Origin of the sequence: Nodosilinea sp. LEGE 07298 (assembly GCF_015207265.1) — a bacterium.
Lineage (GTDB): Bacteria > Cyanobacteriota > Cyanobacteriia > Phormidesmidales > Phormidesmidaceae > Nodosilinea.
The window spans coordinates 1-14,359 of the sequence record NZ_JADEXE010000175.1 but is presented as its reverse complement, the minus strand read 5'-3'; the positions used below and the strand labels follow the sequence as shown (position 1 = coordinate 14,359).

Sequence of the window (14,359 nt, the reverse complement as noted above, 5' to 3'; positions counted from 1 at the left end):
GTGGGTAGGTGGGTGAGAAGGATGAGAGGGAAAGCCAAAATCCGAAATCTAAAATCGCTAGGCTTCGGATTGTTCTGGTGTTGGTTCGGCTGTAGAGAGTTCAGCGGCGGGTACTTCGGGCGGTGCCATTGCCCCCGTAGCGGGTTCGGTGGTGGTGAGGTTGAGGAAGACGTCTTCGAGGGTGGCCTGCTGGCGGCGGAGTTCGTGGAGTTCGAGACCAGCGTTGACGAGGGCGGCGGACATAACGGCTCCCAAAGTGCGATCGGCTTCTGTGCTCACCCGCAGCCGGTGGTGATACTCGGGCAAGTGCTCTGGCCCCAGCAGTGCGACCTGGCGGACGGGGGCTAGCTCGCTCAGTAAGCGCAGCGCGGTATCGACATCGCCTTTGATCTCTAGCTCGTAGGCCGATTCACCGGAAAGACGGGTGGTGAGGTTGTCGGGGGTATCTGTGGCAACGACTTGCCCTCGGTTGATGATGGTGACGCGATCGCAGGTCATGCTCACCTCCGGCAAAATATGGGTGGAGAGAATGATGGTGTGGCTACCCGCCAGCCCCTTGATCAGCTGCCGCACCTCGTTAATCTGACGCGGATCCAGTCCTACCGTGGGTTCATCCAAAATAATTACCGGCGGGTCGTGAATGATCGCCTGGGCAATGCCCACCCGCTGACGGTAGCCCTTCGAAAGCTTGCGAATCAGCACCTTGCGCTTGTCGAGCAGACCGCAGTGGTCCATGGCAATATCGGCGCGCTTTTGGCGCAGGTCAGCGGGTACGCCCTTAATTTTGGCCACAAAGTTGAGAAAGCCCTGCACCGTCATCTCCGGGTACAGCGGCGGCGACTCGGGCAGGTAGCCAATCCGTTGCCGCACCGCCATCGAGTCGGTATGCACGTCGTAGCCTGCCACTCGGGCGGTGCCTTCAGAGGCTGGCAGGTAGCCCGCCAAAATACGCATGGTGGTGGTTTTACCCGCCCCATTTGGCCCCAAAAAGCCCAAAATCTCCCCAGGCTGTGCCCCAAAGGTGATGTCTTGAATGGCCGTGGTAGACCCGTAGGTCTTACTCAGGTGCTCAACTTCAATCATGGGTATAGAACCGCCAGCAAACCAGTGGATATTGTACTGCTGATTACAGTAGCGATTATTTCTCCCATTGCGTTTAAGTAGCCGAATCTAATCCGCTCCCTCATCTTCCTCCCCCTTCCCACCTCGCTCGCTACTCTCTACTACAATGGCCAGGTCCATTGGGCCAAAGGCGATCGCTTACAATGGGGCTATTCAAGCGTCAGGTGTGGATCAACTTTCTGGGATTGTTGCCCGGCAGCTTGGTCACGGTACTCGTAATCGCTATTGCATTTCTGCGCTTCTATGGCGAACAAGACTTCAGATTCCTCAGCATCGTCGCCCAGCCCCAGCTCTGGAGCAACCGACTCACTGTGGCAGCCCTCCTGGCTGCATTGGCTAATTTCAGCGTTGAGTGGAACCGTCGCAATCGAGAAACAGACCGCCTTGCAGAAGATTTACGACGAAGAGCTGAAGAGAGCGAACGAGAGGCGCGCAGAGATGCAGAAGATTTACGACGAAGAGCTGAAGAGAGCGAACGAGAGGCGCGCAGAGATGCAGAAGATTTACGACGAAGAGCTGAAGAAAGTGAACGAGAGGCGCGCACAGAGAGAGAGGATTCTCGCCGCAATCGAATCGAAACTCGATGTCGTGTAGCCCAAATCCAATACCAACTAGACCCTAGCCCAGAAAACAGAAAAGAGCTAGCAGCGATACTAGCTGTGCTGAAGGAGTACGAGCAGGCTTTAGCCGATCTGTTTAGTTTTTGACCTTAGGGCAGGGCTGAGGATCGCGGGTGGCCAGGGAGCAGTGGTCGATAAGACAGGGCTGTTGATAGGCAGCCTCAGTTTCTAGGGGCGGCGGCGGCTGGCCGAAGATCATTTCGCAGCTGAAGTCTTCGAAATTAGGCACCATGGTGAGGGGAATGCCAAAGTCTTCGGTAAAAAAGCGCTGGGTGGGCAGCTTGCACATGTTGACGCACATGCCGACGCAGCGGCTTTCGTCTAGATAGCGGCACTTTTTAATGTGGACACCACTGCGCTGCTGGCGCAACTGCCCCTGGGCGTCGGTAAAATCTACGGTTTTGACCTCGCAAGGGCCGACCAGCCACTCAAACAGCCGCGTGGCAAACCAGGCGTTGAGTTCACACACCAGCCGGGTAGGCGAGAATAGATTTCGAATCAGCCAGAGCACCTGGGTGGGCACCAAAGACTTGAGCACCACCGCCACCAGGGCCTGCTGCTGCTGAGCATTGCGCCCTTGCATAATTTGGTTGGACAAGTCTACAAAGCCGTCGTAGCCGCTGCGGTCAGTGTCTTTTCCCACGGCCTTGGCCATTTTGCGGCTGAATAGCCAGATGAACAGGCGATCGCCCACACCATCGTGATAAACCGTTTTTTCTGAGGTAGGGCCAAGGCCCGTGGCCGGGGGCAATGCCATGGCAAACCAGGAATAAGTACTTACCCCAGGGTAGTACCTACCCTGGCCGGGTGACAGTGACCCATTAGGGTGTGAACACCGAACTAACCCTCGACGCTGCCCGCAAACTGCTGAGCGTAAAACTGGGCGTAGCGGTTTTGGTTGGCTAGCAACTCGCTGTGGGTACCGGCTTCAATAATGTGGCCCTTTTCCATGACCAGAATGCGATCGGCATCGCGCACGGTGGCCAGCCGGTGGGCGATGATGAATACGGTGCGATCGCTCATCAACCGCTCCAGCGCCTCCTGCACCAGCGCCTCAGACTCGGCATCCAGGGCCGAGGTGGCTTCGTCCAGAATGAGAATGCGGGGGTTGAGGAGAACGGCTCGGGCGATCGCCACCCGCTGCCGCTGCCCCCCCGACAGGTTTACGCCGCGCTCACCCATCCAGGTGTAGTACCCCTGGGAAAATTGGCTAATAAAGTCGTGGGCATTGGCAATGCGGGCCGCCGCTTCCACCGCTTCAATATCAAAGTCTTTTTGGCCAAAAGCGATATTTTGGGCGATCGTACCCGAGAACAGCGTTGTCTCCTGGGGCACAATGCCGATCTGCCGCCGCAGGCTGCGCAGAGTAACGGTCGAGATATTGACATCGTCAATAAAAATTTGGCCCGCTTGGGGATCGTAGAAGCGGGGCAGCAGGTTGACTAGAGTCGATTTACCCGCCCCCGAAGACCCCACCAGGGCAATTTTTTCGCCAGGCAGAGCGAGCAAGTCAAGGTTGCTCAGCACGGGTTCATCGGCCTCGTAGCCAAAGGTAACGTTGCGGTACTCGACCCGTCCAGTGACTTTAGGTAGCGCCATAGCGGTAGGTAGTTCGCGCACCGCTGGCTCAAGAACCAGTAGTTCGATGACACGATCGACCGAGGCTTCGCCCTGCTTAAACTCGCCGTAATTAATAATGACGTGGTTGACCGGGTCAATCAGCATCAGGGCGGCAACCACATAGCTGCCAAAGGACGCCCCGGTCAGGTTGCCCTCGGAGATTTGCCAGGTGCCCACTAGCAAAATCAGCATCACCACCACGGCGTAGGTAAAGCCCACCACCGGGTATTGCACCGCCTGTAGCCAAGCGGCTTGGTACTTAGCTTGGCGGTTTTTTTCGGCCTCTATGGTAAAGCGCTCGACCTCGTACTCTTCGGCCGCAAAGGCCCGCACCAGGCGAATGCCGCCAAACACTTCGGTAACCAGCGAAGACAGGTCAGACACCAAGTTTTGGCTACGCCGCGAAAACGTCAGCATTTTCTCGCCAAACCACCCCGCCAGCACAGCCAAAATGGGCACCAAGACCACCGCCGTCAGGGTGAGCTGCCAGTTGAGGTAGACCATGTAGCCTAGCACCACCACCAACTGTAAGACTGAGGGCAGAAAGTCGTGGAACAGCTTTTGCACCACCTCACCGATGCGATCGATATCTTCGGTCAGTCGGTAGGAGAGATCGCCGGTTTGGCTGCGCTCAAAGTAGGTCAGGCTGAGCCGGTGAATGTGGGTGTAGACATCGCGGCGTAAGTTAAAGGCCACCTCTAGGGCAGCCTTGGCCATTAGCGAATCTTGGATATACTGACCAATCTTTTGCACCGCAAACCCAGCCATGGTGATGGCGATGAACCGAATCACCACTGGTACATTGCCGGCCGCTAGCTGGGCCAGAATGTTGCCCGAGAGCCAGGCCAAAATCGGCCAGTAAGCAACAAAAATGATGGTTCCCAACAGCGCCTGAAAGATGGTGGGCCACTCGTGTCGCACGTAGGGAGCAAGCGTCCAATAGTTGGAGCCTTGGGAGGGGCGCTTTGGGGTCAAGGGAAACCTTCGCGATCGCGATCACTGTTCAACCACGCTACCAGGTTTGGGCTCGATCTGCATTTGGCCATATGCCATTTTGAGCCCTTAGGTTGACCCCTGAAGGCAAGGCACTACAATCGACCCGTAGCCTACGTTTGATGGATGGATTGCGGATGCCTACGGTTATTGTCGCCACCGGGAACCCCGGCAAGCTCAAAGAAATGCAGGTGTACCTAAATGATCTAGGTTGGCAGCTTGAGCTCAAGCCCGAGCAGATTGATATTGAAGAAACCGGCGCTACGTTTTTAGAAAATGCGCGGCTGAAGGCAGCAGGGGTAGCCAAAGCACTAGGCCAGTGGGCAATCGCCGACGATTCTGGCCTAGAGGTGAATGCTCTCGACGGTGCCCCCGGCATTTACTCGGCCCGCTACGCCAACAGCGACCAAGCCCGTATTGAACGGCTGCTGAAGGAGCTAGAGGGGCAAAGCGATCGCAGCGCTCAGTTTGTCTGCGCCCTAGCGCTAGCCAATCCTAGAGGAGAAATCGGATTAGAAACCCAAGGAGTCTGTGCCGGAAAAATCTTGCAATCGCCCCAGGGCACAGGCGGCTTTGGCTACGACCCCATTTTCTACGTACCCAGCCTGGGCAAAAGCTTCGCCGAGATGCCGCCTGAACAAAAAGAGGTAATCAGCCATCGTGGCATTGCCTTTGCTCAGCTGATGCCCCACCTCAAAAAACTAGCTCTAGAATGACCCAGCCGTTGCCGAATCATTCTAGAGCTGAAATGTTGGTCTAACCTGCAATCGCGCTACAAATAGCCCTTGCGAGCCAAGCTTTGCCCCTGGCAGGTTAGACCCATAGGCAAACGCCTAGACCGATTGGATCACGCCTCACGGTTGAGGAAATCTTGCAGCTGGCCCAGAGCGGCCCGACCAATGTTAAACACAGCCCAGCTTGCAGCTACAGCAATCGGCAGTAAAACAACAACGACTCGCCAGTCCATCGGGCATGCCCTCCTAAAACGTTTTACTTAAACAGTTGTCACAATTTTCTCATAATGTACACCACATGGGGCGATCGCAAGCACAGAGATTTAGCAGTTTGCCCTTGGGCCAAACTCGCTTTAAAGCAATGACGGACTTAACTCAGCGCCGGGAGAACCCGCCCAACCCCTACGGAGTTATACCTATTTGAAGCAGGGATATGAGATCGGTAGTGCTCTGCAACTGGTCGGTGATGCCTGCAAAAAGCCAGTGGCCTGGAGACTTTGCAGGGGTCAGCGTACAACACTCAGTCCTTTAGTCTGTGTTCGCATAGTTACCAAGCCGCTTTGGGTATGATCTGCTTAACCCCAGCAACGTTGTCATGCCCCTTGACCACTAGCCTGCTATGAAAATGTATGGTGCTCTCCTTAAAGCTGGTATTAGATTACGGCAAGCAATTAAGCCGTCGGAACCGATGGCTTACACAGTGGGGAAAGGTTAGTTTAGGTGGAGCGATCGCATTCAGTAGCCTCAGCCTGTTGGCTGCCGTCGAGACCAATGCCTACATTCAAGATCCGGTAAAAGTAGGCGTTTACCCTGGTCCACCCAAGGTCTTTTGGAATGATCAGGGAGAACCGGCAGGCTTTTTCCCCGACGTCATTCAGGAGATTGCTCGCCTCGAAGGATGGACTCTCGAATACGTCAGTTGCCAATGGCCTGACTGCTTAGCTGCGGTAGAAGCGGGCGAACTAGACCTGATGCTAGATGTGTCCTACTCCCAGCAGCGCGATGCCCAGTTTGACTTCAACCGAGAGGTGTTATTTCCCAGCTGGTCTGTTATTTACGCACGGCCTGGCATCAAAATTCATTCGGTACTCGACTTACACAAAAAACGCATTGCCGTACTAGAAAATGGCATCCAATACGAGGCGTTACAGGTTACGACAAAAGAATTTGGCATTGAACCAATTTTTGTCCAGTCGCCTGCCTATGAAGAAATGTTTCAGATACTAGAGCGAGGCGAAATTGATGGTGTTGTAGTAAATCGCTTCTACCCAACCCATCAGCACCTCACAAACGCGGTTAAAACCAATGTTTTGATCAAGCCCGATCAAGTGCATTTCGCTGCTCCCGAAGGCGATCCAGATGGATTGTTATTAGCCATAGATCGCCATCTGGCAGTCATGAAGAACGAAAGCAGCTCCGTTTACTACCAGGCCGGAGAAGATTGGCTTGAAGGCATAGATATTCACAAAACTGACTGGCTTCTCATTAGTCGATTAGCTGCCATCTCAGGCACTACATTATTAGCCAGCTTTTCCGGTATCTTATTTTTTGTAAATCGTCGTTTGAAGCGAGAAATAAGCGATCGCATTGCCGCACAAGACCAACTGCGGCACAAGGCTTTGTACGATAGCTTAACTAAGCTACCTAACCGCCATTTCTTGCTTACACGCTTGGCAGATAGGCTTAGCAGCGATCATCAAACCGCCCCAGTCAAAGGGTCGGTCATGTTTTTAGATCTCGATCGATTTAAGGCTATTAACGATAGTTTAGGCCATGCCTCTGGTGATCAGTTGCTAATCGAGATGGCTGAACGACTGAAGCAAACGGGTCACTGGGTTGCTCGTTTAGGGGGCGATGAGTTTGTGATTATCCTAGATGATATCACTGACCCTTTCAATGTTTTTCAAGCGGCAGAAGCAGTGTTAGCCACGTTGCAGTCTCCTTGCATTCTTAACAACCACGAAGTTATTGTTACCGGCAGTCTAGGCATTGTGATTGGGTTTGATGCTTACGCGGACCCCAGCAATCTACTCCGCGATGCTGATATTGCAATGTATTGGTCAAAAGCTAGTGGGCGTAATGGATACGCTGTTTTTACCGAAAAAATGCGAGCCCTTGCGGCTGAGAAACTAGATTTAGAAAATGAGTTACGCCGAGCGCTCTTTCGCCAGGAATTGATCCTGCACTACCAACCAATTCTGGGCTTAAAAGATCGTGGCTTAATTGGCTTTGAAGCACTGATTAGATGGCAACATCCTGACCGGGGCCTACTTTCACCAGGAACATTTATTCCTTTAGCGGAGGACACCGGCTTAATCGTTCCTCTGGGATGGTGGGTACTAGAAACTGCTTGTCGCCAACTCAAACAGTGGCAAACCCATGGCATCCACAACGAACACCTCACCGTCAATGTAAATGTGTCTGCAGCGCAGCTCAATCAAGCAGATTTTCTAGAAAAGCTCGATCACATCCTGGCTACCACCGAGCTTTCCGGATCAAGCTTAGTCATTGAGATTACTGAAAGCCTGTTAATCAATAACCTCTCTGGCACCTGTCAACTGCTGCAAAATCTTAGAGATCGCTCAATTGGCATCAGCATTGACGACTTTGGCACAGGCTATTCATCGTTTGGTTCGTTACACCAGTTGCCGATCACCAATCTAAAAATCGATCGCAGCTTCATCAACCGGGTGGAAGACCACGTCCGAAACCAAGATATTGTTAAAACCATAATCATGCTGGCCCACCAACTCGGCGTCATAGCCACCGCTGAAGGCATTGAGTCTGAGGAGCAACATCTATTGCTTAAGGCCCTAGGCTGTGACCTGGGCCAGGGATATCTGTTTGATCGGCCGCAACCAGCAGAGAGGCTAAAACACTGGCTAAAGCATCCGGTCGGCGAGTTGAGGTGATGTCTACCTGTCTATCTAAAGATACATAGCTGACTCAGCAGGCAGTTTGCAGAACGTTAGCGTAGCAGCCCTGCCGGAGGCTGCACGATCCGTTCGCCCAAAGGGGGCTTTCTTCTCAAGCAGTCACCTTAGAGGATGAAAGCACACACTATCGTCAGGGCTTTAATTCTCTAGCCGCTATTTTTTGGCTTGTTTTTTCTTCATTCAAAAAATAAATAATCTTCTGGAAGGCCCTCATTTGGGCACTTTCAAAGATTTACTAATTTAATTTTTCCAGAGTTATTAACTTGTGAGAATTTCGCTTACCAAGGGCGGCAATGATTCTGTAATTTGTTACTTAACCTGTCGTTTCCCGAGGGCAATTCGGCCATCTGAGCCCAGTTTCAGTATGGTCCTAGTCACCTTAAGGTGACGGCTGTTACCTGCTGAGCCTTGAATCTAAAGCGTATTCCTTAGTTCGCTAACGGAAAGCGCCACTGATTTGGGTCAGCTGACAATGCCTGCAACGGCTTATTTAAGCTTTCTATAGACTCAGGTCATATCCGTCTATCGAGTAGGAAGCGCCTTTATCCGCTCTGTATTTTCGAGTAGAAGAGAGGAGAGTCCCATGACCATAAGTCCCCCTGAACCGGGACAAAAAGTCAGGGTTGTGGTTGATAAAGACCCGGTGCCAGTCTCATTTGAGCGATGGGGCAAGCCGGGCCACTTCGACCGCACGTTGGCCAAAGGACCCAAAACCACCACCTGGATTTGGAACCTTCACGCCGACGCCCACGACTTTGACAGTCACACCAGTGACCTAGAAGATATTTCCCGAAAAATCTTCAGTGCTCACTTTGGTCACTTAGCCGTCATTTTTGTTTGGCTCAGTGGCATGTATTTCCACGGCGCTAAGTTTTCGAACTACGAAGCTTGGCTCACCAACCCCACGGGCATTAAGCCCAGCGCTCAGGTGGTTTGGCCCATTTTTGGCCAAGATATCCTGAATGCTGACGTAGGCGGTGGCTTCCACGGCATTCAGATCACCTCTGGGTTGTTCCAGATGTGGCGGGCCAACGGCATTACCAACAGTTTCCAGTTGTACTGCACCGCCATTGGGGCGCTGGTGATGGCTGGTTTAATGCTGTTTGCCGGGTGGTTCCATTACCACAAGCGGGCTCCCAAACTGGAGTGGTTCCAAAACGTGGAATCGATGATGAACCACCACCTGGCCGGGCTGCTGGGCCTGGGCTGTCTAGGCTATGCCGGGCAGCAGATCCATGTATCGTTGCCCATCAACGCCTGCATGGATGCGATCGATGCGGGCAAGCCTTTGACCATTGGCGGTCGGGTCATCGACTCGGTGGGGGCGATACCGTTGCCCCACGAGTGGATTCTCAACAAGGCCCTGATGGCCGACCTCTACCCCAGCTTTGTCGAGGGGTTGAAGCCCTTCTTTACGCTCAACTGGGGCGTGTACTCCGACTTTCTCACCTTCAAAGGTGGTCTGAACCCGGTAACGGGTGGCCTCTGGCTATCAGATACGGCTCACCACCACCTGGCCTTGGCTGTTCTATTTATCGTCGCTGGCCATTTCTACCGTACTAACTGGGGCATTGGCCACAGCTTTAAAGAGGTGCTGGAGGCCCATAAAGGGCCGTTTACCGGCGAAGGCCACAAGGGCATGTACGAAATTTTCACGACCTCTTGGCATGCCCAGCTGGGGTGGAATCTGGCCCTCCTCGGGTCTCTCACCATCATCGTGGCTCAGCACATGTACTCGATGCCACCCTATCCGTACCTCGCAACGGATTACCCCACTCAGCTGTCGCTGTTTACCCACCATATGTGGATTGGCGGCTTCTTAATTGTGGGGGGAGCAGCCCATGCGGCCATCTTTATGGTGCGCGACTATGAGCCTTCGGTGCATGTCAATAACAACCTGGATCGCGTTTTGCGCCACCGAGATGCGATCATCTCCCACCTCAACTGGGTTTGTATTTTCCTGGGCTTCCACAGCTTTGGTCTGTACATCCACAACGACACCATGCGCGCCTTGGGCCGTCCCCAGGACATGTTCTCGGATACCGCCATTAATCTGCAACCGGTCTTTGCCCAATGGGTGCAAGGGTTCCATGCGGCGGCGGCTGGCAATACCGCGCCCAACGTGCTGGCTAGCGTCAGCCCTGTGTTTGGGGGTACCGGAGTTGCTGTAGCGGGCAAGGTGGCGATGATGCCTATGGCCCTCGGCACTGCCGACTTCATGGTGCACCACATTCACGCCTTCACCATCCACGTGACAGTGCTGATTCTGCTCAAGGGCGTGCTGTTTGCCCGCAGCTCCAGGCTAATTCCCGACAAAGGCGAGCTGGGCTTCCGGTTCCCCTGCGATGGGCCTGGCCGAGGCGGCACCTGTCAGGTTTCTGCTTGGGATCACGTGTTCCTCGGCTTGTTCTGGATGTACAACTGCATCTCGATTGTGATTTTTCACTTCAGCTGGAAGATGCAGTCAGACATCTGGGGCACGGTAGCGCCCGATGGCACGGTGAGTCACATTACCGGCGGCAACTTTGCCGCTAGCGCCATCACCATCAATGGCTGGTTGCGCGACTTCCTGTGGGCACAGGCCTCTCAGGTAATTGGCTCCTACGGCTCGGCGCTGTCGGCCTACGGTCTGATGTTCCTGGGTGCGCACTTTGTCTGGGCCTTTAGCCTGATGTTCTTGTTCAGCGGTCGCGGCTACTGGCAAGAGCTGATTGAGTCCATTGTCTGGGCGCACAGCAAGCTGAAGGTGGCTCCCGCTATTCAGCCCCGGGCGCTGAGCATCACTCAGGGTCGGGCTGTGGGTGTGGCCCACTACCTGCTGGGAGGGATTGCCACGACGTGGGCCTTCTTCTTAGCACGAATCATTTCGGTGGGATGACCCGTTTGGTCATGGGATCCCCGTAGGGGGACAGCATGCTGTCCCCCTACCCACCCAAACCACTGAATGTCGACGAATTGCGTTTTCTGACCCATTCGTACAGCAAACCTGTTTTGATTCATGGCAACTAAATTCCCTAAATTTAGCCAGGACCTGGCTGCCGATCCGACCACAAGGCGGATCTGGTACGGGATTGCCACCGCCCACGACTTTGAAAGCCACGACGGCATGACGGAGGAGAATCTTTACCAAAAGATTTTTGCTTCGCACTTTGGCCACCTGGCAATCATCTTTCTGTGGACGTCGGGCAACCTGTTCCACGTCGCCTGGCAAGGCAACTTTGAGCAGTGGGTGAAAGACCCGCTGGGCACTCGTCCCATCGCCCACGCGATTTGGGATCCACAATTTGGTCAACCCGCCGTGGATGCCTTCACCCAGGCGGGGGCCAGCTATCCGGTGAACATCTCGTTTTCTGGGGTGTATCACTGGTGGTACACCATTGGCATGCGCACCAACAACGATCTCTATAGCGGGGCGCTGTTCCTGCTAGTGTTGTCGGCGGTGTTTCTGTTCGCGGGCTGGCTGCACCTGCAACCCAAGTTTCGGCCTAGCCTGGCCTGGTTCAAGAATGCCGAATCGCGCCTCAACCACCACCTGGCCGGTCTATTTGGGGTCAGCTCTCTGGCCTGGGCCGGGCACCTGATTCACGTAGCCATTCCCGAAGCGCGGGGCCAGCATGTCGGCTGGAATAACTTTCTGTCGGTACGGCCTCACCCAGCAGGGTTAAAACCGTTCTTTACCGGTCAGTGGGGGGTCTATGCCCAAAACCCCGACACGCCTAACCACCTCTTTGGTACGGCGACGGGCTCAGGCGATGCGATTCTCACCTTTTTGGGTGGGTTCCATCCCCAGACTCAGTCGCTGTGGCTGACGGATATGGCCCACCACCACCTGGCGATCGCGGTGATTTTCATCATCGCCGGGCACATGTACCGCACCAACTTCGGTATTGGCCACAGCATGAAGGAGATCATGAATGCCCACCGCCCCCCCGAAGGCACTCCCTTTGGCGGTGCGATCGGGGAAGGCCACAAGGGCATTTACGACACCTACAACAACTCACTGCACTTCCAGTTGGGTTGGCACCTGGCCTGTCTGGGGGTGATAACGTCGCTGGTGGCGCAGCACATGTACTCGCTACCGCCCTACGCCTTTATGGCGAAGGACTATACGACCCAGGCGGCGCTCTATACCCACCACCAGTACATTGCTGGCTTCATCATGGTGGGGGCCTTTGCCCACGGCGCGATCTTCCTGGTACGCGATTACGACCCCAAGGCCAACTACAACAACGTGCTTTACCGCATGTTGGAGCACAAGGAAGCGCTGATTTCTCACCTGAGTTGGGTGTCGCTGTTCTTGGGTTTCCATACCCTAGGCCTCTACGTACACAACGATGTGGTGGTCGCCTTTGGCACCCCCGAAAAGCAAATTCTGGTAGAACCCGTGTTTGCTCAATGGGTTCAAGCCGCCCACGGCAAGCTGATCTACGGTATGGATACTCTCCTATCCAACCCCGACAGCATTGCTACAACGGCCTGGCCTAACCACGGCAACGTGTGGCTGAGCGGCTGGCTCGATGCCATCAACAGCAGTACCAACTCGCTGTTCTTGAACATTGGCCCTGGTGACTTTTTGGTTCACCATGCGATCGCCCTGGGTCTACACACCACCACCCTGATCTTGGTCAAGGGTGCGCTGGATGCTCGCGGCTCGAAGCTGATGCCCGATAAAAAAGACTTCGGCTACAGCTTCCCCTGCGACGGCCCTGGCCGGGGCGGCACCTGCGACATCTCCGCGTGGGACTCGTTCTACCTGGCGATGTTCTGGATGCTCAACACCATTGGCTGGGTTACCTTCTACTGGCACTGGAAGCATCTGGCGCTGTGGTCGGGCAACGTGGCTCAGTTCAACGAAAACTCGACCTATCTGATGGGCTGGTTCCGAGATTACCTGTGGCTGAACTCGTCGCAGCTAATCAACGGCTACAACCCCTACGGCATGAATAATCTGGCCGTTTGGGCCTGGATGTTCCTCTTTGGGCACCTAGTCTGGGCCACAGGCTTCATGTTCTTGATCTCTTGGCGGGGCTACTGGCAAGAGCTAATTGAAACTCTGGTCTGGGCCCACGAGCGCACTCCCCTGGCGAACCTGGTTCGCTGGAAGGACAAGCCCGTTGCCATGTCGATCATTCAGGGTCGAGTGGTGGGTCTAGCTCACTTCACGGTGGGCTACATCCTCACCTATGCCGCCTTCCTGATCGCGTCAACTTCTAGTCGCTTTGGCTAGCGAGGCCAACGCCTCTCCCCGTAGGGTGGGCACTAGCCCACCTTGCACCTCGGACAAAGTCCCCTCCTCGGAGGGGCAGGGGTGGGTTCTGCCAGTTTGGTTAAACTCACCCCACCCGCAGAACTCTTTGCCTGAGAAAAGCAATTTTTTAGTCAACTCAATTTATTTGCAAAAGCCATAATCTCTGGTGGGCAGTGCCCACCCTACAGAAAAAATTCAAAAATAGTTTGAGATGGTAAGCGGCTCTCTACGATCGCTCTTTGCCATCTCCCAACCTTGAGACGGATGGAGACTCTCCGCTGCTCAAGAGTCCTGGTTCTTCGGGGTAGTTGAGCCAGGACTTTTATTGTCTTCACATTTCACATTCTGCTGGCCAACGTCTTTGGCTATCTTTTGATTGCCAAACCAAGTTAATCAGTCCTACAGGTAGTAAGAATGGGCGATCGCCCCTAGGCAGTCACCGACAAAAAGCTGGGCCGCTGGCTAACAGTCTCCCACCAGGTCTTCAGCTTGGGTGTTTGGCTGGTAACGGCGGCTAGTTCAGGGGTTTTGGAGAGATAGAGCATAACTGGCATCAGGTGAAAGTCAGCTAGGGTAATGGTGGTTCCCAACAGGTATGGAGTACCAATGGCGATCGCCTCGATCGCCTCCAGAGCCATTTTGACCTTGGGCACTGCCGCTCGCACCGCCGCTTCATCGCTCTGGCCTCCCTGGCTGGGTACAATCAACCGCTGAATGGCGATCGTGCCAATGGCCGGAGCATAGAGGTAACTGTCGACGATCGCCATAATCTGCCGCATGTGGGCTCGAATCATAGGGTCAGCGGGGGTAAAAACGCCGTTGCCCACCACTTCGTCCAGGTAGGCGACGATGGCACAGGTTTCGTAGAGGGTTTCGCCATCCACCTCCAAGGTGGGCACTTTGCCGAAGGGATTTTTGGCCAGGTACTCAGCGGAGCGATCGCTAAAAATATCGACGGCCTTGAGGTCGTAGGGAGTGTTGGTTTCGGCCAGCACCATACGAACAGTGCGTACGTAGGTGCTCAGGGCGGGGCCGTACAAGGTAAATGTTGCCATGGGAGGGGAGGGCTGGGGAGCAGTTTACGAC

10 protein-coding genes are annotated in these 14,359 nt (G+C 54.5%); 5 read left to right on the top strand and 5 right to left on the bottom strand.

Translation table 11 applies throughout. From position 1 onward, the window contains the following. Positions 1-57: 57 nt before the first annotated feature. Positions 58-1,083: an ABC transporter ATP-binding protein gene (locus IQ273_RS21100; RefSeq protein ID WP_228053492.1), complete on the bottom strand. Its 1,026-nt coding sequence runs from the start codon at positions 1,081-1,083 to the stop codon at positions 58-60. 282 nt (positions 1,084-1,365) lie between these two features. On the opposite strand from IQ273_RS21100, the gene IQ273_RS35435 reads away from it, so the two are divergent. Further along, positions 1,366-1,716 carry a hypothetical protein gene (locus tag IQ273_RS35435; protein ID WP_194025134.1) on the top strand — a complete coding sequence of 117 codons (351 nt, stop codon included), beginning with the start codon at positions 1,366-1,368 and terminating at the stop codon, positions 1,714-1,716. A gap of 102 nt (positions 1,717-1,818) precedes the next feature. Here IQ273_RS35435 and IQ273_RS21090 read toward each other — a convergent pair whose 3' ends face one another. Both IQ273_RS21090 and IQ273_RS21085 read right to left on the bottom strand, forming a co-directional pair. Continuing rightward, positions 1,819-2,499, bottom strand: coding sequence for a DUF4033 domain-containing protein (locus IQ273_RS21090; RefSeq protein WP_194025133.1), 681 nt, complete (start codon positions 2,497-2,499; stop codon positions 1,819-1,821). A gap of 83 nt (positions 2,500-2,582) precedes the next feature. Next, a complete protein-coding gene (locus IQ273_RS21085) occupies positions 2,583-4,337 on the bottom strand; it encodes an ABC transporter ATP-binding protein (protein ID WP_228053490.1) in 1,755 nt (584 codons plus the stop codon). A 155-nt stretch (positions 4,338-4,492) separates the two neighbouring features. Here IQ273_RS21085 and rdgB point away from each other — a divergent pair, with 155 nt between their 5' ends. Further along, a complete protein-coding gene (gene rdgB, locus IQ273_RS21080) occupies positions 4,493-5,071 on the top strand; it encodes an RdgB/HAM1 family non-canonical purine NTP pyrophosphatase (protein WP_194025132.1) in 579 nt (192 codons plus the stop codon). 131 nt (positions 5,072-5,202) lie between these two features. On the opposite strand, the gene IQ273_RS21075 is transcribed toward rdgB, so the two are convergent. After that, positions 5,203-5,322: a photosystem II protein Y gene (locus IQ273_RS21075; RefSeq protein ID WP_106871929.1), complete on the bottom strand. Its 120-nt coding sequence runs from the start codon at positions 5,320-5,322 to the stop codon at positions 5,203-5,205. Positions 5,323-5,718: 396 nt separating this feature from the next. On the opposite strand from IQ273_RS21075, the gene IQ273_RS21070 reads away from it, so the two are divergent. The 3 genes from IQ273_RS21070 (at position 5,719) to psaB (ending at position 13,252) form a co-directional block, all read left to right on the top strand. Continuing rightward, positions 5,719-8,001 (top strand): EAL domain-containing protein, encoded by a 2,283-nt coding sequence (locus IQ273_RS21070; protein WP_194025131.1) that lies wholly within the window; start codon positions 5,719-5,721, stop codon positions 7,999-8,001. Between the two features lie 607 nt (positions 8,002-8,608). Beyond that, on the top strand, positions 8,609-10,903 hold the full coding sequence (psaA, locus tag IQ273_RS21065; RefSeq protein ID WP_194025130.1) for a photosystem I core protein PsaA: 2,295 nt from the start codon (positions 8,609-8,611) through the stop codon (positions 10,901-10,903). A gap of 120 nt (positions 10,904-11,023) precedes the next feature. Then, positions 11,024-13,252 (top strand): photosystem I core protein PsaB, encoded by a 2,229-nt coding sequence (gene psaB / locus IQ273_RS21060; RefSeq protein ID WP_194025129.1) that lies wholly within the window; start codon positions 11,024-11,026, stop codon positions 13,250-13,252. Between the two features lie 449 nt (positions 13,253-13,701). Here psaB and IQ273_RS21055 read toward each other — a convergent pair whose 3' ends face one another. Beyond that, entirely contained in the window at positions 13,702-14,328 is a 627-nt protein-coding gene (locus tag IQ273_RS21055; protein WP_194025128.1) for a glutathione S-transferase family protein, read from the bottom strand. Between the last annotated feature and the right edge of the window lie 31 nt (positions 14,329-14,359).

Bases quoted from the DNA above. Each gene is read 5' to 3' on its own strand.
- rdgB (WP_194025132.1), top strand. From the start codon at position 4,493: ATGCCTACGGTTATTGTCGCCACCGGGAACCCCGGCAAGCTCAAAGAA.
- IQ273_RS21090 (WP_194025133.1), bottom strand. From the start codon at position 2,499: ATGGCATTGCCCCCGGCCACGGGCCTTGGCCCTACCTCAGAAAAAACG.
- IQ273_RS21100 (WP_228053492.1), bottom strand. From the start codon at position 1,083: ATGATTGAAGTTGAGCACCTGAGTAAGACCTACGGGTCTACCACGGCC.
- IQ273_RS21055 (WP_194025128.1), bottom strand. From the start codon at position 14,328: ATGGCAACATTTACCTTGTACGGCCCCGCCCTGAGCACCTACGTACGC.
- psaA (WP_194025130.1), top strand. From the start codon at position 8,609: ATGACCATAAGTCCCCCTGAACCGGGACAAAAAGTCAGGGTTGTGGTT.
- psaB (WP_194025129.1), top strand. From the start codon at position 11,024: ATGGCAACTAAATTCCCTAAATTTAGCCAGGACCTGGCTGCCGATCCG.
- IQ273_RS21070 (WP_194025131.1), top strand. From the start codon at position 5,719: ATGGTGCTCTCCTTAAAGCTGGTATTAGATTACGGCAAGCAATTAAGC.
- IQ273_RS35435 (WP_194025134.1), top strand. From the start codon at position 1,366: ATGGCGAACAAGACTTCAGATTCCTCAGCATCGTCGCCCAGCCCCAGC.
- IQ273_RS21075 (WP_106871929.1), bottom strand. From the start codon at position 5,322: ATGGACTGGCGAGTCGTTGTTGTTTTACTGCCGATTGCTGTAGCTGCA.